Origin of the sequence: Halorubrum trueperi (assembly GCF_042662525.1) — an archaeon.
Taxonomy (GTDB): Archaea; Halobacteriota; Halobacteria; order Halobacteriales; family Haloferacaceae; genus Halorubrum; species Halorubrum trueperi.
The window spans coordinates 145,898-172,432 of the sequence record NZ_JBHSXI010000023.1; the positions used below are offsets into that span (position 1 = coordinate 145,898).

The window sequence follows — 26,535 nt, forward strand, 5'->3', positions numbered from 1 at the left end:
TTCGGACTCTGTCACCGGTTCGCACCCTTCCGACGGATGGGAAGGTTAAAGGGTTTCATCGCGGTACGGGAAGGTGAGGCCGGGTGGCTTAGCTGGACATAGCGCCGCACTCATAGGGTTCGGAGATTCGGTGCGGTGACGCCTTGGAAGCGTCCGCGTCCTTCCCGTGGCTCCGCCGAGCCTCGGACCTGGGACATGCGGAGATCGTGGGTTCGGAGCCCACCCCGGCCACTCAACAATCTGTCGTCACTGCGATTTTCTGGCTGCTTCCACTTTCGCTTCCAGAAGTTGCGTGAGCTCCGCGATCGGCACCGCTTGGTTGTATCCGATCTGTATGGTCTCCTTTCCGGTTTTGTACCCCTCTTCTTCGAGCCTTTTGCGGTCTTCACTACCAAGCGCGTCTGCGCCAATACCGAAGGTAGCGTGGTTCTCGAATGCGCCAATGCCGACGTGGGTTCCGTGAAACGTATAGAACGGGACGTTGTAGCGTATCTCCTCCTCCGCCTCGGGAACCGCCGATTTGATCATCCCGCGGAGCGCTTCGAGCGTCGGCCGGGCGTTTTCGTCCGCATCGGAAATATATGAATCCACATCGGTTATCTCAGACATGTTCCATCACCGTGATCCACATACGGGTGACCGCATCGTAAGTGAACCCTGCGGATCCCACGATCCCGTCGAACCGCCCGTCTTTTCCTTCGAGACGCCTGGGGTACGGCGATCGTAGCGACCTCGGAGTCTCGTCGGGGCCGTCCCACCGGTACGTCGGCGGGGTCGGCCGAAACGCCTACGGGTGCCGGCCGCGACCACGACCGTATGCAAGCCCGTGACCTGATGGAGACCGACGTGAAGACGGTCGCCCCCGACGACGACGTGGCCGACGTGTTCAAGCGGTTCGCCCGGTACCCGTTCAGCGGGTTCCCCGTGGTCGACGAGGACGGGCGCGTCGTCGGCGTCGTCACCGAGTCGGATCTCGTCGACCTGTTCGAGCCGGACGACGAGACGCTGTGGATTCCCATCGGACTCCCCCCGTTCGTCGACACGCTCACGTATCAGGTGAAAGCGCCGTGGGCAGACATCGATCTGGGCGTCGACATGGTCCGCAACGCCGACCGCCCGATTGCCGACGTGATGAGCACTGCCGTCGCGACGGTCACCCCAGAGACGGACGTGGACGACGTGCTCGACCTGCTCTCCGGGGACGACCCGAACATCAACCGCGTGCCGGTCGTCGACGACGACGGAGCGATCGTCGGTATCATCGCCCGCCAAGACGTGATCCGCGCGTTCAGGGACCGCCGACTGGCGTAGATCGGATATCTACCCGCCGCGAGCGACGGCCCGTCTCATCCGCTCTCCGAACGCCGGGCGGATCGACCCCCGTTCTCAAGTGGATCGCCCGAGTATCGGGGCGTATGCTCGTCGAGGAGGTGATGTCGACGGAGCTCGTCACCTGCGACGTCGACGCGTCGGTGCGGGACGCCGCGGAGCGGATGCTCCGGAACCGCGTCGGGAGCGTGATCGTCACCGACGGCGGATCGCCGGCCGGGATCGCGACCGAGGCCGACGCGCTCCACGCGGGGTACGCGACGGACGACCCCTTCTCGGCGATCCCGCTCCGGAAGGCGATGACCTCCCCGGTCGCGACGATCCAACCGACGATGACGCTTCGAACCGCGACCGATCGGATGCGGTCCGAGGGTGTGAAAAAGCTCGTCGTCGTCGAGGACATGCGCCCGGTGGGGATCGTCACGACGCAGGACGTCGTCGACAACTACGCCGGTATCAGGCGGGAAGTTCGGGATCTCGCGTCCGACGCGGCGAACTGGTCGAACCGGAACGATCGACTCGACGACTGAGGGGATCGTGGTCGTCGAGGTCGTGACCGTCACGACCGTGACCGTTGCGGTCGCCGTGAACACCCCGCCGGCCGGATCGATGACTCTCTCGGGTATCGGCGGTGGCGCTTGAGACACGAACCACGCTTCCGCGATCAGCAGGCGAACGTGTTCGTGCGGTGGCTTACCCCCGAGCGAGACGTACGATAGCGTATGCCAGCCGGTCACGAGTCGACGGCGACCGCCGAAAGGACAGTCGACAGATCGAGCGACGAGGTGGTCACCGACTCGGGAAACGAGGTGGCCACCGACTCGGGAAACGAGGTGGCCACCGACTCGGGAGGCGAGGTGGTCACCGACTCGGGTGACGGGTCGGCCGTCGAATCGTATGACGGGGAGAGATCGGACGTCGAAACGATGTCGGCTGGCGGTTCGGAGTCGGACGGGGGGCCGAGAGCGGCGACGACGGTCACCGTTCGCTGCACCGGTCACGTCCGCACCGAACTCGGGACGTACGAGTTCGAGTACGCGTTCGCCGGCGACACGCTCCGCGAGTTTCTCGACGCGCTGTTCGATGAGTACCCCCAGCTCCAAGACATGCTCATCGCGGAGACGGAAGCCGACGCCACGCACGGCGGCTGGGCACCGACCCCCGACGAGCTCCCCGGGACCTGGACGAAGAACCCGCTCGGCGAACAGACCATCGCGTACGCCCGGATCCTCGTGAACGGCCGCTTCAACGAGAACGAGAAGGGTTTCGACACGACGTTGGAAGACGGCGACCGCGTCGCGCTCGTCTACCCGTTCATGTTCTGTTGCTGATCATGCCGACGAACGTCGCCGTCGGCGCGGTTCTGCCTATTCCCCGCCCAGTTTCGTCTCGCCGACGGGGTCGTGGCCCTCGATGACCTCGGTGCCACCCATGTACGGGCGCAGCGCCTCGGGAACGGTAACCGTGCCGTCCTGGTTCTGGTAGTACTCCAAGACGGCGACGACGATCCGGGGGACCGCGAGCCCGGAGCCGTTCAGCGTGTGAAGGAATTCGGCCGACTCGTGGTGCTCCTCGCGGTATCGGATTCCGGCGCGGCGCGCTTGGAAGTCCTCGAAGTTCGAGACCGAGGAGACCTCCAGCCAGCGCCCGCCCTCCTCGGGCCCCTCGTCCATGTCGTCGGCGGGGGCCCACACCTCCAGGTCGTACTTCTTCGCCTGCGTGAATCCGAGGTCGCCGGTGCACATCTCCAGCACGCGGTAGGGCAGTTCGAGGCGGCGGAGCACCTCCTCGGCCTCGTCGACGAGCCCGCGGAAGCGCTCGTCGCTCTCCTCGGGCCGGACGAAGTTCACCATCTCCACCTTGTTGAACTGGTGGACGCGAACGATCCCGCGAGTCTCGGTGCCGTGCTCGCCAGCCTCCTGCCGGAAGTTCGGCGTGTACGCCTGGTACTTGAGCGGAAGGTCCTCGCCGAGTAAGATCTCGTCCCGGTGGAGGTTCGTGACCGGCACCTCGGCGGTCGGGAGCAGCCAGAGGTCGTCGTCCTCGTACGGCTCCTCGTTCGTCCCCTCGATACGGTAGGCGTCCTCGGTGAACTTCGGAAGCTGGCCGGTGCCCCGCATCGAGTCTGAGTTGACCGGGATCGGCGGGAACACGTCGTGGTACCCCTGCTCGCGGTGCACGTCGAGCATGAACTGGATAAGGGCGTGTTCGAGCCGGGCCCCGTCGCCCTTCGCGACGTAGAACCCGCCGCCGGAGACCTTCGCGCCGCGCTCGAAGTCGAGTATCTCCAGCTTTTCGCCGAGGTCGTAGTGGGGCTCCACGTCGTCGGGAAGCCCGCGAAGGTCGTCGAACCCCTCGCGGCGCACCTCGACGTTCTCGGACTCGTCGGCCCCGACGGGAACCGACTCCTGGGGGATCTGCGGGAGCTCGAGCAGGGACGTTTCGAGCTCCGTCTCCAGTTCGTCGGCGCGCTCCTCGATCGCCCGCAGCTCCGATTTGAGCTCCTGGGAGCGCTCGATGGCCTCCTGCGCCTCCGCCTCCTCGCCGGCCTGTTTGAGGTCGCCGATCGTGGAGGAGACCTCGTTGCGCTCGTGGCGCAAGTCGTCGCCGCGGCTCTTGAGTTCCCGCCACTCCTCGTCGACGTCGAGTATCCGGTCGAGGTCCACGTCGACGCCCTTGTTGTCGAGCGCCTCGCGGACGACCTCGGGATTCTCCCGGACGAACTGTCGAGACAGCATTTGTCGTCGATTCCGCCGGACGACCCAAAACCGTATCGGAGCGTCGGCACCGTCCCGTCGGAATGAACAATCGTTGGTGTCGGCGACGCGGCGAACACCGCCAACGCCCCACCTCGGCCGCACCGCTCCCGTAACTCGGCCGCACCGCTCCCGTAACTCGGCCGCACCGCTCCCGCAACTCGGCCGCACCGCTCCCGCAACTCGGCCGCAGGCGCGCGCCGGTCCACTGATTCGGCTTCCGTCGCGTCCCTCCTCGTCTGTCGGGCGTCGCAACCGGGCACCAAATCGGATCTCCGTCGAGGCCGTCGGGTACTCGCCCCGTTTATATCGCTCGCGCTCATGGTGAGCGTATGCGAAACGTGGACGCCGCGGGGCTCGGGATCGGCGACGACCACCCACCGCGGATCATGGGCGTGCTCAACGTCTCCGCGGAGTCGCCGTACGACCCGAGCGTGTACGACGACCCGGGCGAGGCCGCCGCCTACGTCGACGAGGAACTGATCGGCGAAGGGGCCGACATCGTCGACGTCGGCCTCGAATCGGCGAATAAGGACCTCGACGTGCTCTCGGCCGAACAGGAGCTGGACCGGCTAGACACCGCGATCGAGACGCTCGAATCGACCGCTGGCGACGCGGTCTGGTCGATCGAAACCCGCTACCACGAGGTTGCCGACGAGGCGCTCTCACGCGGGTTCGACATGGTCAACGACATCTGCGGGTTCGCCGATCCGGAGATGCCCCGCGTCTGCCGCGAACACGACGCCGCCGTCTCGAAGATGGCCTCCCCGCCCGACTTGGAGCGGCCGGGCGCGGTCGAAGACGTCGATGAGATCTACGACGCGCTCTCGCGGAACGGCTTCACCGACAAGACGATCCTCGACCCCGCGTTCGGCGGCTGGTCGGCCGAGAAGACCCACGCGGACGACCGGGAGACGTTCCATCGGCTGCGCGAGTTCAGCGGCTACGGTCGCCCCCTGCTCGTCTCGATCAACCGGAAGAGCTTCCTGAAGACCATCGCCGACCGGACCACGGCGGAGGCGCTCCCCGTCTCGCTGGCGGCAACGTCGATGGCGGTCGAGCGCGGCGCACACGTGATCCGAACCCACGACGTGGCCGAGACGCGCGACGCGGCGCTGGTCGGCGCTGAGCTCGCTCGCGACCGGACCCGTTCGGACCACGACGGCGGCGACGTCGCCGTCGAGGAGCTCGACGTGACGACGGTCCGCGAGGCGGAGCGACACCTCGACCGGCTCGACGCGGAACGGTCCCCGGCCGGAGACGCGGTGGTTCACACGTACGAGTTGGACGCGCTGACCGACCCGGCGGTCCGCGCGCTCCGGGCCGCCACCGCGGGCGACCACGACGGCTCGGAACACGCCGCCGCGTCGAGGGCGGCCTTCGTCCGCGCCGGTTCAGCGGCCGAGACGAGGGTCCCGCTATCGGCGGCCGACGGGGGCGCTCCCGGCGGCGATGCGGTCGGCGGTTCCGCGGGCGGTTCCGACGCCGTTGACGCCGGCGGCGTCGCCGGTTCGGGATCCGGACTCCTCGTCGGAACGCCGAGCGCCCTCTCCGCCGTCAAAGCGGCCGTTTCGGGCGTCTCGGCCCCGCTCGACGCGGCGATGGAATCGATCGTCGGGGGCTCTAAGTAAGAGAAAGTTTATGCCGTCGTGTAGACAATCAGTCGACTGGACGCCGGAGGGGCACGCGGGTAGGGGTACTCTGTGCTACTCCGGCCCATACCATATTCGACTCCGCCAGCGACTGCACCGTCCGTCGTCGCCGCGACGGGACGGTTTGGCGTCCGTCGCGGAGCGTGATTCGGCGTGAATTTCGACGCGTTCGAGCCGGTGTACCGGGCAATTCTCGATGATTTCGGCTTCGAGCGCGTTGCGGATGAGCGAGCGCGAGACGTCGCCGCCGAGCTGGCGACGCCGTTCCCGCTCGGTCGACTCGGCGACTGGCGCGGAGAGACGGTCGCAATCGCCGGGGCGGCACCCCGCTTGGCCGACGACATCCACCTCGCTCGCGACGCGGACGTCGTCGTCGCCGCCTCCACCGCCGCGGACGTCCTCCGCGACCGCGGCGTCGACGTCGACTGCATGGTGACCGACCTCGACAAGAACCCGGAGACGGCCGCGGAGCTGACGCGCGAGGGCGTCCCGGTCGCGGCGCACGCCCACGGCGACAACGTCCCCGCGGTCCGAGAGTGGCTGCCGCGCTTCGACGACGAGTGGACGCTGGTGACGACACAAGCCGCACCGGTCGGGCCGGTGTCGAACACGGGGGGCTTCACCGACGGCGACCGCGCCGCCTTCCTCGCCGACCACGTCGGTGCCGGCCGGCTCGTCTTTCCCGGCTGGGACTTCGACGACCCCGCCGTCGGGCCGATGAAAGCGAGGAAGCTGGACTGGGCCGCTCGACTCCTCAGATGGCTCGAACGCGGACGCGGCGAGCGGTTCGATATCCTCGACGGCCGACGGGACGACCTGGACGCGGCGCTGGCCCCGATTCTGGATCGATGAACGACGGTGGTAGCGCCGGTGAATCCCGGAGAGGACGACAGCAAGGGCGGCTACGCGACGCGGTCCTTCGGAAGCAGTTCCTCGCGATCGCGGGCGTCGAGCCACTCCACCAACTGCACGAGCTGATCGGCAGCGGCTTCGAACAACTGCTCCGCCTTCTCGGGAGTCACGTCGGTCGGATCGCCGAACGCGCCGTTCGCGGAGTTGTCGATCGAGTCGTAGAACGTCCGCGCGCCGTGGACCATCGCATCGGATCCGTCGAGGTCGACGAGCCCGCCGTCACGGGCGTTCTCGAACTGGTCGTCGCGGACCAGTTCGGGCGCGATGTGGGTGATCATCGCCGTCTCCTTCGGGCCCGCGTGCGGGCCGTTATGCTCGAATAGGTCGTCGACGAGCTCCGGGATCGACTCGTCCCACATCCACTCCAGCGCGTACGCGGTCCCGTCCTCGTGGAGGCGGCGGCCGACCTCCCGGAGGTGCTGGACGTTGCCGCCGTGAGCGTTCACGAAGACGACGCGGTCGATCCCGTGGTACGTCAGGTTCCGCGTGAAGCTCTCGACGTAGTCGCGGAACGCCGGCGGATCGACCCACATCGTGCCCGGGAACTGCCGGTGGTGCGGGCTGACGCCCACGGTGATCGTTGGCGTGCGGACGACGCCGGTCTCGTCGGCGGCCGCGCTCGCGAGCGCCTCCGCGATCAGATGGTCAGTCGCCAACGGGAGGTGCGGCCCGTGCTGCTCGGTCGATCCCAGCGGAACGACCGCGACGGACTCCTCCGACAGCGCGTCTCCCAGCTCCGGCCAGGTCCGGTCGGCGAGATACATACGCGTGGATGGAGGGTCGGGCCTATGAAACCCGCCGTCTCGCCTCCGTTCGTCGGGTCGGTTCGGTCGTGCGGGGCGCTCCGTCGCCGCGTGTCGCCACCCTTTTTGTCCCGTCCGGCCGAACTCTCGGGTATGTTCGGAGGAGGCGGCATGAACCCGCGGAAGATGAAACAGATGATGAAACAGATGGGGATCGACGTCGAGGAGCTCGACGCCGAGCGGGTCGTCATCGAGACGGCCGACGGCGACCTCGTCTTCGACGGTGCCCAGGTGACCAAGATGGACGCCCAGGGTCAAGAGACCTACCAGATCGTCGGCTCGCCGGAGGAAGTGAACGACGCCAGCGCCGGCGGGAGCCCGTCGGCGGTCGAGGGCGATGCGCCCGACGCGACGGAACGCGACGCGGGCGTGACGGACGCGATCCCCGACGAGGACGTGGCGCTCGTCGCCGAGCGCGCGGGCGTCCCGCAGTCGGCGGCCCGAGAGGCGCTCGAAAGCGCCGACGGCGACCTCGCGACCGCCATCGCGGATCTGGAGTGACAGACGCCGCGTACCTGCTGGTCCACGAGGACCGGGAGTACCTGCTCGAACCGGGCGAGGAGTTCGGCACCGACCTCGGCGTGATCGAGGTTCCCGAGGACGTCGAGGGGGGCGACGAGATCGAGACGCACCTCGGCACGGTCTTCGAGGCCCGGGAACTCCGCGGTCCCGATCTCTTCAACCACCTCGAACGCACGGGCGCGCCGATGATGCCTCGCGACGTGGGGCTCGTAATGGGCCACGCGGGGATCTCCGGCGGCGACAGGGTCCTCGATGCCGGAACGGGAACCGGGATCCTCTCCGCCTACCTCGGCCGCGCGGGAGCCGACGTCACGACCTACGAGGTCGACGCCGACTTCGCCGACGTCGCCCGCGCGAACATGGAGACCGCCGGGGTCGCCGACCGCGTCGAGGTCCGGACCGGCGACCTCACCGAGGCCCTCGACGACCTCGCGGACGAGGACTCGTTCGACGCGCTCACGCTCGACACGGGCGACGCGCCCGCGGTCGTCGAGCGCGCCGCCGACCTCCTCGTCCCTGGCGGCCACCTCGCCGTGTACTCCCCGTTCGTCGAGGGGACCCGCGAGGCGGCGCTGGCCGCCCGCGAGGCCGGATTCGAAGGGGTCGAAACCCTCGAAACGATCCAACGGGAGATGGATTTCTCGGAGCGAGGCTCCCGCCCCTCGACCGCGGGCGTGGGCCACACCGGCTACCTCGTGTTCGGGCGGGCACCCTGAGTCCGAGACGACGGCCGGTCGCAGGTAGCGACGTTCGACCGGCGCAGTGGCACCGACCTCGCCACAACGTTCTTTTCGCTGGCGTCGCCACGGAACCCATGAGCCCTCCTGCCGACGGCGACTGTCCTGCCGACGACGACTGTCCTGCCGACGGGGACCATCTCACCAAGAGGGACCCTCCGGGTTCTTCGACGGCGGACGAACCGTCCGAGGTTGCGGCCGCGATAGCGCGTGTGGACGACGCGCTCGCCGATGCGGTCGAATCGGCGCTCACGGGTCGCTCAGACGTCGTCGCAGTCGGCGTGCCGCTGGGACTGCTTCCGCCGATCCTCGCCGCTCGCGAGGGCTCCGGCGGCGGCGCGTGGCGGGTCGCGTGTTGCCCGGGGGTCGTCGACTCGCTCGGCCGCGCGTTCGTCCTCGGTACCGCGGTCGCGGAGGCGGTCGCCGACGGGGCCATCGAGCTCCGACGCGTCTCGGACGGCGCTCGGAACGGCGACGGGGCGACCGCCGCCCGGATCCTGTTCGCGACGCAGAATCGCGTCGACGCGATAGCGGGGCCGGCCGGCGCACGGACCGTCGTGACCGAGACGGACCCGGGGCGCGTCCGCCCAGCCGGCCGAGCGGTCACGGAACGGTTCGACGCGGCCTCGCGCGCGTCGGTCGACATGCCGTCCCGGACGCGCCTGCTCGCGGCGGCGCGAGAGCGGCTCGACGATCGGTTCGCGACCGACGTGGCGGCCGTCCTGGACTCGTTGGAATACGGTACCGTCGGGCGAGGTGGCACCGTCACCGATCAGACGCTCCTCGTCGCGCTGGCCGCCCGCCACGACCACCTCTTTCGGGACGTACGGGCGTGGATCGGTACCGAGGAACAGAGGGGCGGCGGCCACGAGAACGGAGTCGGACCCGGTTGCGGGGGTGCGGTCGGATCCGGAGACGAGGGGACGGTCGGATCCGGAGACGGGGGGGCAGTCGAATCCGGAGGCGGGGCTGCGGTCGGAGGCGGAGTCGGGATCGCACCGGGTCAGGAACTCACGGCCGACCGTCGGGCGCTCGTCGAGCGGGAACTGATCGAGTCGATCAAGGTCCCGATGGGTCCGGGACGACCAAAACTCAGGCTTCGGGCAATCGATGACGCGCTGTTGCGGGCCAGACCGGAGGTGGTTCTGCGCGTCCTCCGCGGCCGGTTCGACCTCCCGCTCTCCGACGACGGGACGGTTCAGCGCGGGCAAGAGAACGGCGATCGTCGCCCGGTCTGGGAACGGATGCGCCGGCGGTGAGGTCGACGTGACAAGAACTAACTCCCGGCGGCGCTCCCGAACGGGTATGACGACGTTCTCCGACAGGGTCGAGCGGATCTCCATCAGCGGAATCCGCGAGGTGTTCGAAGCGGCGGGCGACGGCGCGATCAACCTCGGGCTGGGACAGCCAGACTTTCCGACGCCAGAGCACGCGCGGCGAGCCGCAACCGACGCGATCGAGGGCGGGAAAGCCGACGCCTACACCGAGAACAAGGGAACTCGATCGCTGCGGGAGGCTATCGCCGCGAAGCACCACGCCGACCAGGGAATCGACCTCGACCCGGACGACGTGATCGCCACCGCGGGCGGAAGCGAGGCGCTCCACATCGCGCTGGAGGCCCACGTGAACGAGGGGGAGGAAGTGCTGATTCCAGACCCGGGATTCGTCTCCTACGACGCGCTGACGAAACTGGCCGGCGGCGAACCCGTACCAGTTCCCCTCCGAGACGATCTCACCATCGATCCGGCCGCGATCGAAGCGGCGATCACCGACGACACCGCGGCGTTCGTCGTCAACTCTCCGGGGAACCCCACGGGAGCGGTCTCATCCGAGGCAGATATCCGCAAGTTCGCGCGGATCGCCGACGAACACGACGTGCTCTGCGTCTCCGACGAGGTGTACGAGTACACCGTTTTCGACGGCGTACACTGCTCTCCGATGGAGTTCGCGGAGACCGACAACGTCGTCGTCGTCAACTCCGCCTCGAAGCTGTTCTCGATGACGGGCTGGCGGCTCGGCTGGGTGTACGGGTCGGCCGACCGCGTCGAGCGAATGGTCCGCGTTCACCAATACGCTCAGGCGTGCGCCTCGGCTCCGGCTCAGTACGCCGCGGAGGCCGCGTTGCGCGGTGACCGTGATATCGTCGACGAGATGACCGCATCCTTCGAACGCCGGCGCGACCTCCTTCTGGAGGGTTTCGCGGAGATCGGCATCGACTGTCCCACGCCGCAGGGGGCGTTCTACGCGATGCCGCGCGTTCCCGACGGATTCGTCGACGAGTGCCTCGACCGCGGGGTGATCGTCGTCCCCGGAGAAGCCTTCGGCGACCACGGCCGCGGCCACGCGCGGATCTCGTACGCGACCGACGAGGACGAACTCCGCGAGGCACTCGACGTGATGGCGAATGCGTACGAGGCGGCAGATTGAGGCAATATCTGCCTAAAAATAACTAAAGAGCATTAGATGGGCCCGGGAGGTTTCCGCAAGTTATACTGTAGCCGGCGAAGTACCGGCTGGTAATGGACCGGAACATACAGGTCAGCCGCCTCGACCGGCGCGCGGTCGAGGATCAGGAGGTCGAGATCGTCGAGCGGAAGGGTATCGGACACCCGGACTCGATCTGCGACGGGATCGCTGAGTCGGTGTCGCGGGCGCTCTCGCAGCTCTATTTGGACCGCGTCGGCAAGGTGCTTCACTACAACACCGACGAGACGCAGCTCGTTGCCGGCCGCGCCGCGCCAGCCTACGGCGGCGGCGAGGTCGTCGAGCCCATCTACCTGCTCATCGTCGGCCGCGCGACGAAGGAGTACGACGGCGAGCAGCTTCCCGTCGATTCGACCGCGCTGGCGGCCGCCCGCGAGTACCTCGCCGAGGCCATCCCGGAGCTGGAGTACGGTACCGACGTCGTCGTCGACGTGAAGCTGGGTGAGGGCTCGGGCGACCTCCAGGACGTCTTCGGCGAGGAGACACAGCAGGTGCCGATGGCGAACGACACCTCCTTCGGCGTCGGTCACGCCCCTCTCACGGAGACGGAAGCGATCGTCCACGAGGCCGAGCAGGCGCTCAACACGACGTATCACGGCGAGCATCCGGAGCTCGGACCCGACGTGAAGATCATGGGCAAGCGCGAGAGCGACCGGATCGACATCACCGTCGCGGCCGCGATGGTCGACGCCCACGTCGACGGCCTCGACGACTACGACGACGCCGTCACCGACGTGCGAGAGTTCGTCACCGAGCTGGCCGAAGCGCGCACGGATCGCGAGGTCAACGTCGACGTCAACACCGCCGACGACTACGACGAGGGCTCCGTCTACCTCACCGTCACCGGCACGTCCGCCGAACAGGGCGACGACGGCTCCGTCGGTCGGGGGAACCGCGCGAACGGGCTCATCACGCCCAACCGTCCGATGTCGATGGAGGCGACCTCCGGGAAGAACCCCGTCAATCACATCGGGAAGATTTACAATCTGTTGTCGACGCGAATCGCGGAGTCGGTCACCGACGAGGTCGACGGGATCCGCGACCTGCAGGTCCGACTCCTCTCGCAGATCGGGCGTCCGATCGACGAGCCGCACGTCGCCGACGCGCAGCTGGTCACTGTCGAGGGCGTCGAGCTGGACGATATCGAAGACGAAGTCGTCTCCATCGTCGACGACGAGCTGGCCGACGTCACCGACGTGACTCGCAGCGTCATCGACGGCGACGTCTCGACGTTCTGAGACGATCCGGAGCGTCCGGCGACGGGACCGGCGCGACCCGTGCAACTCGTACGACCCGTGCAACTCGTACGACCCGTGCAACTCGTACGACCCGTGCGACCGCAACCGATTTGAGGAGCGGGCGAATCCGATAGCGTGTGACGCGGGTGTGTCTCCTCGGCGATCCGGGCGTCAACCTCACGTACGAGCTGCTGTCTCGCGAGACGGCGCGGGACGCGCTCGCGACCTACGACATCGAGGAACCGTTCGAGAACAGCGTCGCCGTCGACACGGTCAGTCTCGGCGCGGCCGTCTCGCTGTTGAACGACCTCAACTGGTACCTCGTTCGCTTCGTCGCCGACGCGCTCGTCCGCGAGCCGTCGATCTCGACCGACGAGTGGCTCTCCCGCGACCTCGCCCGGGAGGTGCGCGACGGCACGGTCCCGCCCGAAGAGACCGACCAGCGGCTGAAGGTGTTCGGACTCGTCGACGGCCAGCCGGTCGAACCCCTCTACGTCCGTCGGACGCAGGGCGAGACGCCCGAGTACGACCTGCGAGACGTCGACGAGACGGTCATCGTCCGAGTGAGCGAATCCGAATTTTCGGGATAATTCGGAACATTCCGGGAGTGAGTATATCAATTCGGTCGACGGGTCGTTTATAAGTGAACGAGTGGTGTTGTTAGCGGCTGTTTATATGTCGTTGACGGCGCGGTGAATCGCTCAGTGTGTGGCGTCGATTGCTTATAAATGATTGTCGACAGCGCGGTGAACACTTCCAAAGCCCCAGCCGCGAGGCGGGCGCACGCTCGCTGCGCTCCTCACTCGGTCGCCCACTTCGTTCGCTCCCGCGTTGCGGTGTCGCCGGCGCTGCGCGCCGGCTTCAAGAGGGACCTCCTGTCCCTCCCTGCTTGTGTCGCCTGCGCCCGCCTCGCGGCTGCCCCTTTGAGCCCCCACCCCGCACAGGACCGCAACCGCACCTCATGCCTCCCCAGCCTCGCCGCTTCGCGCCTTTAAAAGGCGCTCGCGGCGTCCCTCGCGGGCTCTTCGCGCTCGCTTAAAAGCGAGCGCTCAGAGGCGCGCCACCGATTCTCTATTTATAAATAGCCGTCGCCGCCACATTCGTCCGTTTAAGTACCACGTCGCCGACGGCGGTCTGCGATCCTCACTCCCGCTATCAATCAAGTGGCCGTCGTTGACGAACGGCGATCTCATGTAAGAACAGATCGTCAGAACAGAACAGAACGGGGCGAGAAACGCGATAAGACGAACGTGACGGCACCGCCGCTCGAAACGTAGCGGTCGGAAGGAATTGTGCGTGGGTGCTGTCGTAGAGACAACACCGTGCATCGAGGGGGTGTACCCCGTAGCGATGCGTGGGACCGGATTTGAACCGGCGGACCTCTACAGGACAGCGCCCTCAACGCTGCGCCGTTGGCCTGGCTTGGCTACCCACGCTCGCGGTGTTCTGTCGCATCTTCAGGTACCCTTCCCCCAATTAAAAGCCCTTCCATTCGGTAGTGCCGTGTCGGCCAGTGCCACCGGGAACGACGGCCGGAACCGGCACGCGTTTGGGGACCGCGCTCGTTCTGTCGGGTATGTCCGAGTGGGCCCGCGAGAACGTCCCGTTGCTGACAGCCCTCCTGTCCGCCGTCGCGCTCGCGCTCGTGTTCGGTGCCGCGGGCGGCGCGATCCCGAGCGGTCTCCTCCCCCGCGCGAGCGACGGCGTTCTCGCGGCGATCCCGCACGCCAACGCCGCGATATCCGCGACCGCGATCGCGACCATCCTCCTCGGATGGCGGGCGATCGCCCGGGGCGACGTCGCTCGACACGAGGCGCTCATGCTGATGTCGTTCGGGTTGTTCGCGGCGTTCCTCGCAGGGTACCTCTACCGACTGATCCACGTCGGCACCGCGACGTTCCCCGGCCCCGAATTCGTGTACACCTACCTCTACCTCCCGTTTCTGGCGGTTCACATTCTGCTCGCGATCTGCTGTATCCCGGTCGTGTTTTACGCCCTGCTGTTGGCCGCGACGCGCCCGTACGAGGATCTGTACCACACCCGGCACGCGCGGGTCGGCCGCGTCGGTGCCGTGCTCTGGCTGATCTCCTTTTCGATGGGGATCGGCGTCTACCTGCTGTTGTATCACCTGTATTGACGGCGGCGGTCGCCGGTCATGCAGAAAACTGCGGTCGCCAGCGCGAGCGAAGTCGAGGTCGCTCCCCTGCAGCAAGCCCAAATCGACGTCTCGGCCGTCTCGGGCCGACTAGGCGTCTTCGTTCGCCATCTTGTGAGCCGCGTAGAACAGCGGGACGAGCAACGCCCCCGCGAGGCCGAATCCGAGCGCCAGTGCTCCGATGTCGCCCGTGGAGAGGTCCCGTCCGCCACTCCCGCCGTCGCTCGCGTCTCCATCGGCTCCGCCGTCCTCTCCGTCGCCACCGTCTCCACCGCCGCCCTCACCGGGCGTCACGAGGTCGTCGTCGACCTCACCGATCGCGATCGACCCCTTCATTCCGGCCGCCTCGTGCGGGGTACAGGAATAATTGAACGTATCACCCTCGACGACGTCCTCGAAGGTGTACTCGAACGTGGTCCCCGCCTCCTCGACCGGGTCGCCGCTGTCGAACGTCTCGTCGGTGGCGACGACGTTGTGGCCGCCTCCCTCACCGGTCCACTCCCAGACGACGGTCGTCCCGGGGTCGATCAGGATCGCCGCCGGGCCGAACTTGAGTCCGTCGACCGCGCCGACCTCGACGGTCACCTCGTCCTGTCCGGTGTAATCATGGGTGCCGTCGTAGTTGTCGACGTCGTCCAACCACCCGTCGTACTGGGCGACGACACTCCCCGATCCGGCGGCGACGCCCGCCGCGACCGCGGCACCGGCGGCGCTCGCCCTGAACAGCCCTCGACGGCTCATCGTCATGTCGTCGGCGTTGGATCTCATGTCCGTACCTCCCGTCGTGGACGTATTTAAATTCCCGATCGGTGTGTCGGACTGCGGGATCGACGAAACCGCAGCGAGAAGAGCGAATTCAGTGGTCTGCCGAGATCAGTCATCTGTCAAAGTCAATCGTCCGCCGGGTTCGGTTCGGACGTCGCGTCCGAAATTTCCCGATCGGTCTCCTCGCCCTCGACGTCGAAGGGGTACTTACCGGTGACACAGCCCAGACAGAGGTCCGCACGACTCTCGCCCAAGGCGTCGGCGACGGCGTCGACGGAGAGGTACGACAGCGAGTCCGCGCTGACGGCTTCGCGGATCTCGTCCGTCGACGCGTCCGCGGCGATGAGCTCCTCGCGCGTCGCCATGTCGATGCCGAAGTAGCAGGGCGCGATGATCGCGGGCGCGCCGATCCGGAGGTGGACCTCCTCTGCGCCGGCCTCGCGGACGAGTTCGACGAGCTGTGTCGAAGTCGTCCCTCGAACGATGGAGTCGTCGATGATGGTGACCGACTTCCCCTCCACCGTCGAGCGGATCGGGTTGAGCTTCAGCCGGACCGCGCGCTCGCGCTCGTCCTGGGTGGGCATGATGAACGTCCGACCGACGTACCGGTTCTTCATCAGCCCCTCGGCGAACTCGATGCCGCCGTCGCCCTCCTCCCTCGGCGTCCCGTCGGGTTCCGTCTCGCCGGCCGCGTCGGCGTAGCCGGAGGCGAACGCCCGGCCGGAGTCGGGGACGGGCATCACCACGTCGGACTCGACGCCGGACTCCTCCCAGAGCTTCCGCCCGAGCTTTCGGCGGACCTCGTACACGAGGTTCTCGTCGATGACGGAGTCGGGGCGGGCGAAGTAGACGTGTTCGAAAAAGCAGTGGGCGGTCGACTCGTTCTCGACGAGTTGATAGGTGTCGTAGCCGGTACCGTCGGGGTCGAGGACGACGAGTTCCCCGGGGCGGACGTCGCGGATCAGCTCCCCGTCGAGGGTGTCGATGGCAGCGGACTCGCTTGCGAGCACGTAGCCCCCCTCGATCTTCCCGAGACAGAGCGGGCGGTTTCCGAGGGGGTCGCGCAAGCCGAGAACGGTGTCGTCGTGGGTGATCGTCAGCGAGTAGGAGCCGTGGATCCGGTTCATCGTGTGTTTGACCGCTCGGACGAGATCCTCCTCCAGGAGGTTGCGTGCGAGGTCGTGGGCGATCACCTCGGTGTCGCCATCGGAGGTGAACGCGTGGCCGGCCGCGGCCAGCTCCTCGCGGACCTCGTCGGCGTTCACGAGGTTTCCGTTGTGCGAGAGCCCGAGCGAGCCGGACTTGAAGGAGACGGAAAACGGCTGCGCGCAGCTCTTGTCGAGGCTCCCCTCGGTCGGATACCGGACGTGACCGATCCCGGTGCCGCCCGAGAGCGACTCCAGATCCTCCTCGTCGAAGGCGTCGCCGACGAGTCCGCGCTCGACGTGGCCGTGCTGTTGGAACCCGTCGTGCGTCACGATCCCCGCGGACTCCTGCCCGCGGTGTTGGAGCGCGTAGAGCGCGTAGTAGAGCGGCCTCGCGGCCTCCCTGTCAGCGAGCGAGACGCCGACGACGCCGCACTTCTCTCGCGGCTCGTCGGAGGTGTGGTCCCCACCGGCGTTCATATATCAGACCGTGGGGCGGGTATCGATAAAAATCCTCGTGTTCGTGGCATATGAACCCCTATTAGTGCCACGTATTATCCACGTATGTGGATCACTCTGTGCCGACGAGCTCGTCCAGCCGCTCGAAGTACTCCTCCCGCGGCACCTGGTAAGCGGCTCGATAGTCCACGTCGCCGGCGGCGAAGCGCTCCGCGACGTCGACCGCGGCGTCGGCTCCCGCCTCCCGACCCTCGTACGTCTCCGAGACGGCCTCGATCTCCGGCTCCACGAAGAGGACGACGTGCCACTCGTCGGTCGCGTACTGACCGGACCCGGGTCGCGCGTTCCGCGCGCCGTTCGTCAGGTAGATCGTCGGAAGGCACTCGGGCGGGAGGTCGTCGCCGTTGAAGACGTCCGGTCGGTAGACGAGGATGGCCCGGCCGCTCGGCTCCTCGTTCCACACCCGCCAGCCGTCAGGCAGCGCCTCGAAGCTCATGGACGGATGTCCGTCGTCGAGGCTTGAAAGGGTCGCGCTCCGGGACGGCTCGACACGTCTCGACGGTCGGCTCGGCCGACGATCGACTCAGCCGACGATCGACTCAGCCGACGACCGCCTCACTCGACGATGTCGGAGCCCCCCGGCGGGAGGAACTCCTGGAGCTGGTCCGCGCTCGCGACCTTCCGCACGAACGACTGGTCGGCGAACCGCCCTTTCAGCTCGCGGTACACCATCATCGCGGCGTCGTTCTGCGCGTACATCCCCGGTTCCAGCGTGACGCTCGTCGCCGCGCGGTCGACGATCGCCGAGGGCGGCCCGCCGATGGCGCGCGTGACGGGCTCGCACTGGACGCCGACGGCGACCCGACAGGGAACGTCCTCGAAGTAGGTTCTGTCGCCGCGGATCACGAAGCTCCCCTTCTCGATATACTCGCCGCTCTCGGGCGTCTTCGACACTTGATCGGGATCGACCATGTACGCGTCGCCCGCCCCGCGACCGTCCTTCCAGTCCGAGGAGTACGACACGGCGAACTGCGCCGCCTCCCGCAGCGTCTCCTCGGAGAAGTCGACCGGATCGGCCGACTCCGAGGGTCCCGCGGCCTTCAGGAGCGTCACCGGCCCCCCGTGCGCCTGCGTGTGGAAGAATCGGTCGTGTTTGCCCATGTACTTCTTGACGAGTTCTTCGTTCTGGTCGGCGTTGCGTCCGCCGATGACGAGGTAGCCCGTCGAGGTGTGGAACCAGCGGAACCGCTCGAACCAGTCGTCGGGGCTTCGGATCGGGATCGACGAACGCGAAAGCCAGTCGGTCTCGTACTCCTCGTCGCCATCCTCGCCGTCTCCACCGCCTCCGTCTCCGCCGCCTCCGCCGCCGTCACCGTCGTCGGCCGCCTGCGCCGCCTCCCACTCCGCCTTCCGTTCTGTGACCGCCTCCAGATCCTCGCGGGTCGACTCGATCGCCTGCATCGCGCCCTCCTTTTTCCCCTCGACTCGCTTGGCCTCCTGATACAGCTGATCGGCGTTGACCTCGACGCCCGCACTCGCGTCGAGATCGATCCGGATCGCGTTCCCGTCGTCGCCGCCCTCGTCACCGTCGCCCTCGTCATCACCGGCCTCATCGTCGAGCTCGATCGTTACGGTTCCCTCGCCGCCGTCGACGGACACGACGGCCTCCGCAGCCGGGATTCCGCGCTCCGCGCCCGCGTCGAGTGTCGCCGAGATTTCCTCCCAGGGCACGTCGTTCTCGCGGGCCTCCTGTACCGTCGAGAGCACCTCGTCGACGAGATCGTAGTTGGCGTACAGCAGTTCCGCGCGCTCGCGCTCTCGCTCGGCCTGCTCCTCGAACCCCTCTATCGCTCCCTCCTGTTGCTCGATGATCCGTTCCTGTTTGGCGATCTCCTCCTCGAAGTCGGGACGAGAGGAATCGGCGTCCGGGGGAGCCTCGCCCTCGCCGGCGTCCTCGTGTTCGAGCCTGTAGAAGTACTCGTCGACGGCGGCGTTAAACGAGTCGAAGCCGACGCTCGGGAGCCCCTCGTGCTCCGAGAGGGGAAACGGGGTGACGTCGACGACGCGGGGGCCGCGGTCTTCGTCGGACTCCGCGTTTGACCCGTCGTTGAGTTCCTCCTCGTACACCCGCGGGTCGACGTCTCCCGATCGGAGCCGGTCGCCGATGCGTTCGAGGGCCTCGTGGAGCGCGCGGAGCTGGTCGCCCGTCGCCTCTTCGATCGGCGTCTCCTTCTCGACCCCGGCGCGGGTACACACCTCCTCGGCGTAGAGGCCGCCGAGGTTGAGTTGGGTCGCGAGCGTCCGCACCACGTCGCTGTCGGACTCGCGCATGTGTCGTTCGAACCCGCCTAGGCTCACGTCGAGGGGGTTGAGCCGCGAGGCGGGGTACTCGTACTGCGAGCCGGGCGCGACGGTTCGGGACTTGAGCCGGACCGTCGAGAGCGATCCGACGACTTCGCCGGTCTCATCGAGCGCGGCGACGTTCCCCTGCCCGAACAGTTCGGCGACGAGGGTCGTGTTCTCGTCCTCGCGCTCGAACTCGAACGTGAGGATCCGGTCGAACTCGTACTGCTCGACCCCCGCGAAGTCGGCCCCCGACAGCCTGTTTCGAAGCATCTTCGCGAAGTTCGGCGGGCGGCCAGGCGCGTCCGCGACGTGCTCCGGATCCGCGATGTGAGCGCGTTTGATGTCTCCCACCTCGATCATGAGTTCGACACGGCCGCGGTCGAAGTCGCGGAGCTTCAGCCGGAGCAGGTCGTCGTCGTAGAGGTACGCCTTGTCGACCTTCGCGCCCGCGTACCGATTGAGCTCGGTGACGAGCGCGCCGAGGTCGATGCTCGACAGCTCCCGCTTCTGGTCCATACGAGTATCAGACAGCCGGCCCGGAAAAAGGCGTGTCGTTGTGACGGCGGCCGTCGAGCGAGAGCGCGATCCCGTCTGGAGTCGGCTACAGCCGCTTCGACACGTACGGCCCGTCCTGGTGGTAGCCGAGCTTGGTCCGGTAGTACTCCCGGGCCCCGATTCCCGAGATGATCGCAAGCTTGCGGTAGCCGGCGTCGCGGGCGATCGCCTCCGCGCGTTCGAGGAGCCTCGTCCCGTACCCTCGATGCTGCCAGTCGCCGTCGCCGCCGATGGCGACCTCGCTGCCGTACACGTGCAGCTCGCGTATCAGCGCGGCGTCCTCGAGCTCGCGCCGGATCGCGTCGTCCTCGGTGCCGGGCGCGCCGGACTGGTCCGGCGCAAACGACGGGAACCGCAGGCGACAGAACCCGACGAGGAGGTCGCGGACGGGGTCCTCGAAAGAGATGAAGTGCTCCGTCCCGCCGCCGGCCTCGTAGGTGAGGACGTCGAGTTCTACGTCGTCGGGGTCCGGGTCGGCGTCGTTGTGGCCGACCTCGCGGGCGCGGATATCGCGCTGGACGATCCCTTTCTGTTCGGCCCGCTGGTCGGCGAGCTGTCGGAGGTTCGACTTCCAGACGCCCCCCTCGATGAAGTCGGCCGGGATGTCGCGCTGGACGCGCTGGAGCCGCGTGTACTTCGGGATGAGGTCCATCGCCTCGGCGACGACGTCGGCCGCCTCCTCGTTCGAGAGCGGCTCGAACTCGTCTCGTTGCCAGCGGTCGTACACCCGAGTCCCCCCGACCACCAGCGTCGGGTAAATCTTCAGGTAGTCAGGCCGCCAGTCGGGGTTCGCGAACAGCTGGTTGAAGTCCTCGATACACATCTCCTTCGTCATCCCTGGCTGGCCCGGCATCATGTGGAAACCGACCTTGAACGCGGCGTCCCGCAGCCGGCGGTTGGCGTTTCGGCTCGCCTCGTTGCCGTGCCCGCGGTGCATCTCGCGGTTGATCCGCTCGTAGGTCGTCTGGACGCCGACCTCGACTTTGGTGCCGCCCAGATCGAGCATGCGGTCGATCTGCTCGGGGTCACACCAGTCGGGTTTCGTCTCGAAAGTCGTCCCGATGTTGCGGATCGCGTTCGTCTCGTTCTCGGCGATCACGTCTTCGAGGTACTCGAACTCGGTCGCCTCGGGATCAGGTGCGAACGACTCGCCCTCTGCCGGTTCCGGCTCTTTCTCGAGGTCGTAGTCGTTCATCGCCTGCAGCGCCCGCTTGACGAACCACTCCTGGTAGTCGTGCGAGCGCGCGGTCATCGTCCCGCCCATCAGGATCAGTTCCACCTTGTCGACGGGGTGGCCGATCTTTCGGAGCTGTTCGAGTCGGAGGGTGACCTGTCCGTACGGGTCGTAGTCGTTCTGTTCGCCCCGGGCCGCCGCGGGCTCGTGGCCCGTGTACGACTGCGCCGAGGAGAACTCCGAGGCCGGACCGCCGGGACAGTAGAGGCACTTCCCGTGGGGGCACAGCTTCGGCGACGTCATGATCGCGACCGGCGAGACGCCGGAGGCGGTTCGGACGGGCTTCCGCTGGACCACCTCGATCACGTCGTCACGGGCCTCCGCGGGCGCGCGATCCAAGATCTCGGTGTTCTTCGGCACTTTCGGCGAGGAGAACTCCGAGCAGGCGTCGAGCTTGGCGGATTCGAGGTCGTCGCGGTCGATCTCCCCCGCGAGGATCCGGTCAACGAGGGCCTCGCAGGCGCGGATGAACGCCTCGGATTCGCCCTCGGCGTCGACTTCCGCGTCGCCGTCGCCCTCGGCGTCCGCGTCACTCGCCGCGTCGGTACTCATTACCCTCCGATCGTCGGGTTTCGGAGTTAAGCGTGTCGCACCCGCGCGGGGACGAAAAATCGCGGCGGAACGACCGCAGACGAGATTCGCGACGGAACGACCGCAGACGAGATTCGCGACGGAACGACCGCAGACGAGGTTTGCGGCGGAACACCGTCGAAATCGGCCACGCGCGGTGATCGCGACGCCCGCGAGCCGCCGGATCCGCGGTGCACCGTCGCATCCCCAGATATATTACCTAGTAATATAACCTAGTTATAGATGGCAGCAACACAGATACGGCGGGCCCGGGACGGGGAGATCACGCCAGCGATGGAGCGGGTCGCGGAGCGAGAGAACTGCGAGCCAGGGTTCGTCCGTCGGCAGGTCGCCGACGGGCAGGCGGTGATTCCGGCCAATCGAGGCCACGAATCGCTCGATCCGATGATCATCGGGAGGGAGTTCTCGACGAAAGTCAACGCCAACATCGGCAACAGCGAGGGGACCAGCGACCTCGACTCGGAGCTACGGAAGCTCCACGCCGCCGTGCACTACGGAGCCGACACCGTGATGGACCTCTCGACCGGCGAACGCCTCGACGAGACCCGCGAAGCGAACGTCGCGTACTCGCCGGTTCCGATCGGAACGGTTCCGATATACGAGGCCCTCAAGCGCGCGAACGACCCCGCCGAGATCACCCACGAACTACTGCTCGACGTCATCGAGAAACAGGCCGAACAGGGCGTCGACTACATGACGATCCACGCGGGCGTGTTGATGGAGCACCTGCCGCTGACCGACGGGCGAAAGACCGGAATCGTCTCCCGTGGCGGCTCGATCCTCGCCAGGTGGATCGAGGAGAACGGGATGCAGAACCCGCTGTACGCGAAGTTCGAGGAGATCTGTGAGATCTTCGCGGAGCACGACGTGACTGTCTCGCTCGGCGACGGGCTCCGTCCCGGCTGTCTCGCCGACGCGAGCGACGAGGCGCAGTTCGCGGAGCTCGCAACGCTCGGCGAACTCACGCACACCGCGTGGGATCACGGCGTCCAGGTGATGGTGGAAGGACCCGGCCACGTCCCGATGGACGAGATCGCCGACAACGTCGACCGACAACGGGAGGCGTGTGACGGCGCGCCCTTCTACGTGCTCGGCCCGCTCGTGACGGACATCGCCCCCGGGTACGACCACATCACGAGCGCGATCGGCGCGACCGAGGCGGCCCGTGCGGGCGCGGCGATGCTCTGTTACGTCACCCCTAAAGAGCACCTCGGCCTCCCGGATGCGGAGGACGTGCGAGACGGTCTGGCGGCATATCGAATCGCGGCCCACGCTGCCGACGTCGCCAACGGTCTGCCGGGCGCGCGCGACTGGGACGACGCCCTCTCGGAGGCGCGCTACGAGTTCGACTGGCCCCGGCAGTTCGACCTCTCGCTCGACCCCGAGCGCGCGCGATCGTATCACGACCAGACGCTCCCGGGAGACAACTACAAGGAGGCGCGGTTCTGCTCGATGTGCGGCGCGGAGTTCTGCTCGATGCGTATCGATCAGGACGCGCGTGACGCGAACGGCGAGATGACCGCCATCGACGGCGAGACCGACCTCGACGCGTCCGCCGCGGCGGCGGTTAACGTGCCGCCGGTGGGCACCCACGACGCCAGCCGCATTCCGGACGAGATCGAGATCGACGGGGTCACCTACACGCCGGAAACGCGACACGCCGACGACTGATCCGCTCTCGGACGGCAGCCGCGATGGCCGACCGGATCCGCTCGTTTTAGGTCGACCGGACCGTACCGCCGGACCGTGCTACGAAAGGACCTCCTGCGCGTCTCACGTGCGGGTGGCGGATACCGCCCGCAGTTCGCGGGCCGCGAGCACCGTCCCCTCGCGGCGCGGGTGCTCGGGGCGTTCGAGGCGCACGTCGGCGAGCGCCGCGGGGACCTCGACGACGCGCTCGACGCGCTGGAGACCGACGCCGCCGATCGCGGCGGCGACTTCAAGCTGGTCCGCGGGCTCGCGGCGCTCGTCGATCGCGAGTGCGCCTTCGAGACCCGCGCGCCGGTCCCGCCGCGTCGCGTCCGTCGGGCCACGTTCGAGGCCGCCGAGGTCGTCGGGGTCGCCTCCGAGTCGGAGCGCGAGGCGGCGGTCGACAGCGCTGCCGACTCCCTGGGGATCGCCCCCGGCGACGTCGAGGCGTCGCTGTACGCGGACCGCGACGTCAACGAGGTCCTCGTCGACGCCGACGTGCGCTGGGACCCCGACTCGCTGTTGGCGCAGTACGACCTCTCACTGGCGCAGACCGCGCTGTTCGACGCGACCGAGGTCCGGGTGCGATCGAACGATCCGAAACGGCTCGTCTCCGCGATCAAGCGGCTCCGATTGATGTACGAACTGGAGAAGACGCCGGAAGGCCGAGAGCTGGTCGTCACCGGTCCGGACGCGCTCTTTTCGCGCACCCGACGGTACGGGACCGCGTTCGCGCGGCTGCTCCGGACCGTCGCGGCGTCCGCGGAGTGGTCGCTGTCGGCGACGATCGACGACCGCGGTCGCGAGCGCACGATGCGCCTCTCCGACGGCGACGTGGTCGTACCCGGCGTCGAACCGGTCGCGGAGCCCGACTTCGACAGCGGCGTCGAGGCCGATTTCGCCGGGCGGTTCCGCGGGCTCGGCCTCGACTGGTCGCTCGTGCGCGAGCCGGAGCCGTTAGAGACCGGGACGCGGGTGATGATCCCCGACTTCGCGTTCGACTACGCGCACGCCGACTTCCGGCTGTTCTTCGAGGTGATGGGCTTTTGGACTCCCGAGTACGTCGAGAAGAAGCTCGGTCAGCTCGCGGACGTCGAGGACGTGGACCTGCTCGTCGCCGTCGACGAGACCCTCGGCGTCGGCGAGGAGATCGCTGCAGCCGATCACCGCGTGGTCACCTACTCCGAGACCGTTCGCGTGAAGGACGTCGTCGACGTGCTCCGCGAGTACGAGGCCGAGTTCGTCACCGACGCGGCCGCTGACCTCCCCGCGGCGCTCTCGCCCGACGCGGACGCGATCGGGCTGGACGAACTGGCAGCCGAGCGGGGCGTGAGCGTCGAGGCGATCGAGGACAAGACGTTTCCCGACCACGAGCTGGTCGGACGCACGCTCGTCCGCCCGATGGTGTTGTCAGCGGCGGCAGACGACATCGAGCCGGGGATGTCGCTGTCGGCGGTCGAGTCCGCGCTCGCCGATCACGGGATCGACGACGCGAGCGCCGCGCTCTCGCGGCTCGGATACCGCGTCGAATGGGAGGGACTCGGCGGCGGAACGGTCCGAGAGAAAGGAGCGTAGCCGCCGGCGACGAGGCTGGGGCTTTGTGAGTGTTCACCGGGGCACCACGGATTACTTATAAAGGGATCCCGATCGGTTAAGCCGATCGTCGGTGATGACACGGGTATGAACGGACGGATGGTCGCGACCGTCGGTAGCGCGGTGACGACGTTCCTCCTCGTGAGCGCCGTCCTCACGGAACTCCTCGCGGCGCGTATCGAGTTCTCCGCGCTCGTCGGGCTTCCGGTCGGGATCGTCGTCGGAGGCGCGGTGGGGCTCGCGACGTGGATCCGCCTCTGGCGCGACCCCGCGGCCCGTCCGGCGCTCCTGGGGTGGTCGGCGATCGGCTACGCTCTGATCGTCGCCGCCGCGGTATCGTACGCCGTGCCGTCCGCTCGGGGGTTCGTAGGCGTGGCGACCGCGGTCCCGTTCGCCGGCCTCTGCGGGGCCGCCGCGTTCTGGCTCACCCGGCGGTACCCGGAGTTGGTTTCGGAGTGAACGTCTCGATTCCCCGTGGTGAGCGGCGCAAGCGACGCCGAACGCGTCGATTCAGGCGAACACGACGAACCGGAACAGCCACAGCACGACCATCCCGACCGTGATCGTCGCGAACACGTTCTCGGTGCGCCACGCGACGGCCCCCGCGACGACGCCCGCGATCAGCCGCTCGTCGGCGAGGGTCGCGACGACCGAGGGCCGTAACGTCACGAGATCGGGGAGCACCAGCGCCGCGAGTACCGCGGGGGGAACGTACCGCAGGGGTCGTTTCACCGACTCGGGCACCTCCTCGATCCGCCCGAAGAGGTGGATAAAGGAGAGCCGAAAGCCGTACGTGGCGACCCCGATGGCGACGATAGCGATCCAGACGCCCGCGGACCCGCCGAGGAGGCCGTCACCGACTCCGAACCTGCCGGTCATCGACCCCTCGCCTCCGTCAGCAACCCGACGAGGATGCCGGTGATCGCCCCCACGAGCAGCCCGAGGTTCAGCGGGATCCCCGCCGCGACGACCGCGACGCTCCCGCCGGCGACTCCCGCCGCGGTGGTCGGACGGTCCTTCATCGCCGGAACGAGCAGCGCGAGGAAGACGAGCGGCACGGCGAAGGTGAGCCCCCACGCGTCGGGGACGCCCGCGCCGACGACGACGCCGACGACCGTTCCGATCTGCCAGACGATCCACAGCGTCGCCCCCGCGCCGAGGTAGTACCGCCAGCGGCTTCGGTCGGGATTCGCGTCGAACTCGGCGACCGAGATCGCGTACGCTTGGTCCGTGAGGAAGTACGCGAGCCCGGCCCGCATCCGGCGGGCGTACCGCGAGAAGTGCGGGGCGATCGACGCCGAGTACATGACCATCCGGACGTTGATCACGACCGCAGTACCGATCACGACCGCGAGAGGCGCGTTCGACCCGATCAGATCGAGAGCGGCCAGTTGAGACGCGCCCGCGAACACGATCACCGACATCCCCACCGCCTCGACGAGCCCGAGCCCGGCGTCGACGGCGGCGATCCCGGCGACGAGTGCAAACGGCGCGATACCCAGTATCAGCGGCGAGACGTCGCGCACGCCGGCCCACAGGTCGCCGTCAGCGGAAGTGTCGTCCATCGGAG

At 67.8% G+C, this 26,535-nt stretch carries 25 protein-coding genes and 2 tRNA genes; 16 read left to right on the forward strand and 11 right to left on the reverse strand.

Features of this window, described 5'->3' with window-relative positions; translation table 11 throughout:
* Window positions 1-77: 77 nt before the first annotated feature.
* A tRNA-Met gene (locus tag ACFQEY_RS15900) sits at window positions 78-231 on the forward strand.
* Between the two features lie 15 nt (window positions 232-246).
* On the opposite strand, the gene ACFQEY_RS15905 is transcribed toward ACFQEY_RS15900, so the two are convergent.
* On the reverse strand, window positions 247-609 hold the full coding sequence (locus tag ACFQEY_RS15905) for an iron chaperone (protein ID WP_379770461.1): 363 nt from the start codon (window positions 607-609) through the stop codon (window positions 247-249).
* A gap of 207 nt (window positions 610-816) precedes the next feature.
* On the opposite strand from ACFQEY_RS15905, the gene ACFQEY_RS15910 reads away from it, so the two are divergent.
* From ACFQEY_RS15910 to ACFQEY_RS15920, 3 genes are all read left to right on the forward strand, one after another.
* Window positions 817-1,311 carry a CBS domain-containing protein gene (locus ACFQEY_RS15910; protein WP_379770464.1) on the forward strand — a complete coding sequence of 165 codons (495 nt, stop codon included), beginning with the start codon at window positions 817-819 and terminating at the stop codon, window positions 1,309-1,311.
* Between the two features lie 104 nt (window positions 1,312-1,415).
* A complete protein-coding gene (locus tag ACFQEY_RS15915) occupies window positions 1,416-1,859 on the forward strand; it encodes a CBS domain-containing protein (protein ID WP_379770466.1) in 444 nt (147 codons plus the stop codon).
* Window positions 1,860-2,255: 396 nt separating this feature from the next.
* Window positions 2,256-2,660, forward strand: coding sequence for a MoaD/ThiS family protein (locus ACFQEY_RS15920; protein ID WP_379770947.1), 405 nt, complete (start codon window positions 2,256-2,258; stop codon window positions 2,658-2,660).
* A 36-nt stretch (window positions 2,661-2,696) separates the two neighbouring features.
* Here the strand turns inward: ACFQEY_RS15920 and serS are convergent, their stop codons facing one another.
* Window positions 2,697-4,067, reverse strand: coding sequence for a serine--tRNA ligase (gene serS, locus ACFQEY_RS15925; protein WP_379770468.1), 1,371 nt, complete (start codon window positions 4,065-4,067; stop codon window positions 2,697-2,699).
* A gap of 350 nt (window positions 4,068-4,417) precedes the next feature.
* Here serS and ACFQEY_RS15930 point away from each other — a divergent pair, with 350 nt between their 5' ends.
* A complete protein-coding gene (locus ACFQEY_RS15930) occupies window positions 4,418-5,716 on the forward strand; it encodes a dihydropteroate synthase (protein ID WP_379770471.1) in 1,299 nt (432 codons plus the stop codon).
* A 174-nt stretch (window positions 5,717-5,890) separates the two neighbouring features.
* Window positions 5,891-6,589, forward strand: a complete 699-nt coding sequence (locus ACFQEY_RS15935) for a 6-hydroxymethylpterin diphosphokinase MptE-like protein (protein WP_379770473.1) — start codon at window positions 5,891-5,893, stop codon at window positions 6,587-6,589.
* Between the two features lie 50 nt (window positions 6,590-6,639).
* Here ACFQEY_RS15935 and ACFQEY_RS15940 read toward each other — a convergent pair whose 3' ends face one another.
* On the reverse strand, window positions 6,640-7,413 hold the full coding sequence (locus ACFQEY_RS15940; protein WP_379770475.1) for a creatininase family protein: 774 nt from the start codon (window positions 7,411-7,413) through the stop codon (window positions 6,640-6,642).
* Between the two features lie 132 nt (window positions 7,414-7,545).
* Between ACFQEY_RS15940 and ACFQEY_RS15945 the strand changes: the two genes are divergently transcribed.
* From ACFQEY_RS15945 to ACFQEY_RS15970, 6 genes are all read left to right on the forward strand, one after another.
* Window positions 7,546-7,953: a nascent polypeptide-associated complex protein gene (locus ACFQEY_RS15945; RefSeq protein ID WP_379770478.1), complete on the forward strand. Its 408-nt coding sequence runs from the start codon at window positions 7,546-7,548 to the stop codon at window positions 7,951-7,953.
* Window positions 7,950-8,690: a methyltransferase domain-containing protein gene (locus ACFQEY_RS15950; RefSeq protein WP_379770480.1), complete on the forward strand. Its 741-nt coding sequence runs from the start codon at window positions 7,950-7,952 to the stop codon at window positions 8,688-8,690. Before ACFQEY_RS15945 ends, ACFQEY_RS15950 begins: the two co-directional genes overlap by 4 nt.
* A gap of 98 nt (window positions 8,691-8,788) precedes the next feature.
* Window positions 8,789-9,970, forward strand: a complete 1,182-nt coding sequence (locus ACFQEY_RS15955; RefSeq protein ID WP_379770482.1) for a transcriptional regulator TbsP domain-containing protein — start codon at window positions 8,789-8,791, stop codon at window positions 9,968-9,970.
* A 46-nt stretch (window positions 9,971-10,016) separates the two neighbouring features.
* Window positions 10,017-11,138: a pyridoxal phosphate-dependent aminotransferase gene (locus ACFQEY_RS15960; protein WP_379770484.1), complete on the forward strand. Its 1,122-nt coding sequence runs from the start codon at window positions 10,017-10,019 to the stop codon at window positions 11,136-11,138.
* Between the two features lie 92 nt (window positions 11,139-11,230).
* Window positions 11,231-12,433: a methionine adenosyltransferase gene (locus ACFQEY_RS15965; RefSeq protein ID WP_379770487.1), complete on the forward strand. Its 1,203-nt coding sequence runs from the start codon at window positions 11,231-11,233 to the stop codon at window positions 12,431-12,433.
* Window positions 12,434-12,570: 137 nt separating this feature from the next.
* Window positions 12,571-13,023, forward strand: a complete 453-nt coding sequence (locus ACFQEY_RS15970; protein WP_379770489.1) for a DUF5804 family protein — start codon at window positions 12,571-12,573, stop codon at window positions 13,021-13,023.
* A 761-nt stretch (window positions 13,024-13,784) separates the two neighbouring features.
* Here ACFQEY_RS15970 and ACFQEY_RS15975 read toward each other — a convergent pair.
* Window positions 13,785-13,869 (reverse strand) — tRNA-Leu (locus ACFQEY_RS15975).
* Between the two features lie 140 nt (window positions 13,870-14,009).
* Between ACFQEY_RS15975 and ACFQEY_RS15980 the strand changes: the two genes are divergently transcribed.
* Window positions 14,010-14,570: a DUF420 domain-containing protein gene (locus ACFQEY_RS15980; RefSeq protein ID WP_379770491.1), complete on the forward strand. Its 561-nt coding sequence runs from the start codon at window positions 14,010-14,012 to the stop codon at window positions 14,568-14,570.
* A gap of 108 nt (window positions 14,571-14,678) precedes the next feature.
* On the opposite strand, the gene ACFQEY_RS15985 is transcribed toward ACFQEY_RS15980, so the two are convergent.
* The 5 genes from ACFQEY_RS15985 to ACFQEY_RS16005 all read right to left on the reverse strand — a co-directional run bounded on the left by ACFQEY_RS15985 (window position 14,679) and on the right by ACFQEY_RS16005 (window position 21,644).
* Entirely contained in the window at window positions 14,679-15,356 is a 678-nt protein-coding gene (locus tag ACFQEY_RS15985) for a halocyanin domain-containing protein (protein WP_379770493.1), read from the reverse strand.
* A gap of 122 nt (window positions 15,357-15,478) precedes the next feature.
* Window positions 15,479-16,978 (reverse strand): amidophosphoribosyltransferase, encoded by a 1,500-nt coding sequence (gene purF / locus ACFQEY_RS15990; protein WP_379770495.1) that lies wholly within the window; start codon window positions 16,976-16,978, stop codon window positions 15,479-15,481.
* 91 nt (window positions 16,979-17,069) lie between these two features.
* Window positions 17,070-17,453, reverse strand: coding sequence for a DUF5820 family protein (locus tag ACFQEY_RS15995; protein WP_379770497.1), 384 nt, complete (start codon window positions 17,451-17,453; stop codon window positions 17,070-17,072).
* A 119-nt stretch (window positions 17,454-17,572) separates the two neighbouring features.
* The gene (gene rqcH / locus ACFQEY_RS16000) at window positions 17,573-19,819 is read right to left on the reverse strand and encodes a ribosome rescue protein RqcH (RefSeq protein ID WP_379770499.1); all 2,247 of its coding nucleotides are present in this window, start codon (window positions 19,817-19,819) and stop codon (window positions 17,573-17,575) included.
* Window positions 19,820-19,904: 85 nt separating this feature from the next.
* Entirely contained in the window at window positions 19,905-21,644 is a 1,740-nt protein-coding gene (locus tag ACFQEY_RS16005) for a tRNA uridine(34) 5-carboxymethylaminomethyl modification radical SAM/GNAT enzyme Elp3 (RefSeq protein WP_379770501.1), read from the reverse strand.
* Between the two features lie 261 nt (window positions 21,645-21,905).
* Here ACFQEY_RS16005 and thiC point away from each other — a divergent pair, with 261 nt between their 5' ends.
* The 3 genes from thiC (at window position 21,906) to ACFQEY_RS16020 (ending at window position 25,424) form a co-directional block, all read left to right on the forward strand.
* On the forward strand, window positions 21,906-23,354 hold the full coding sequence (gene thiC, locus ACFQEY_RS16010; RefSeq protein WP_379770503.1) for a phosphomethylpyrimidine synthase ThiC: 1,449 nt from the start codon (window positions 21,906-21,908) through the stop codon (window positions 23,352-23,354).
* Window positions 23,355-23,429: 75 nt separating this feature from the next.
* Window positions 23,430-24,947, forward strand: a complete 1,518-nt coding sequence (locus ACFQEY_RS16015) for a DUF790 family protein (RefSeq protein WP_379770505.1) — start codon at window positions 23,430-23,432, stop codon at window positions 24,945-24,947.
* Between the two features lie 105 nt (window positions 24,948-25,052).
* Window positions 25,053-25,424, forward strand: coding sequence for a DUF8147 domain-containing protein (locus ACFQEY_RS16020; protein ID WP_379770507.1), 372 nt, complete (start codon window positions 25,053-25,055; stop codon window positions 25,422-25,424).
* 51 nt (window positions 25,425-25,475) lie between these two features.
* Here the strand turns inward: ACFQEY_RS16020 and ACFQEY_RS16025 are convergent, their stop codons facing one another.
* Both ACFQEY_RS16025 and ACFQEY_RS16030 read right to left on the reverse strand, forming a co-directional pair.
* Window positions 25,476-25,844: an AzlD domain-containing protein gene (locus tag ACFQEY_RS16025; RefSeq protein ID WP_379770509.1), complete on the reverse strand. Its 369-nt coding sequence runs from the start codon at window positions 25,842-25,844 to the stop codon at window positions 25,476-25,478.
* Window positions 25,841-26,530: an AzlC family ABC transporter permease gene (locus ACFQEY_RS16030; RefSeq protein WP_379770511.1), complete on the reverse strand. Its 690-nt coding sequence runs from the start codon at window positions 26,528-26,530 to the stop codon at window positions 25,841-25,843. The genes ACFQEY_RS16025 and ACFQEY_RS16030 overlap by 4 nt, the downstream gene beginning before the upstream one ends.
* Window positions 26,531-26,535 lie beyond the last annotated feature (5 nt).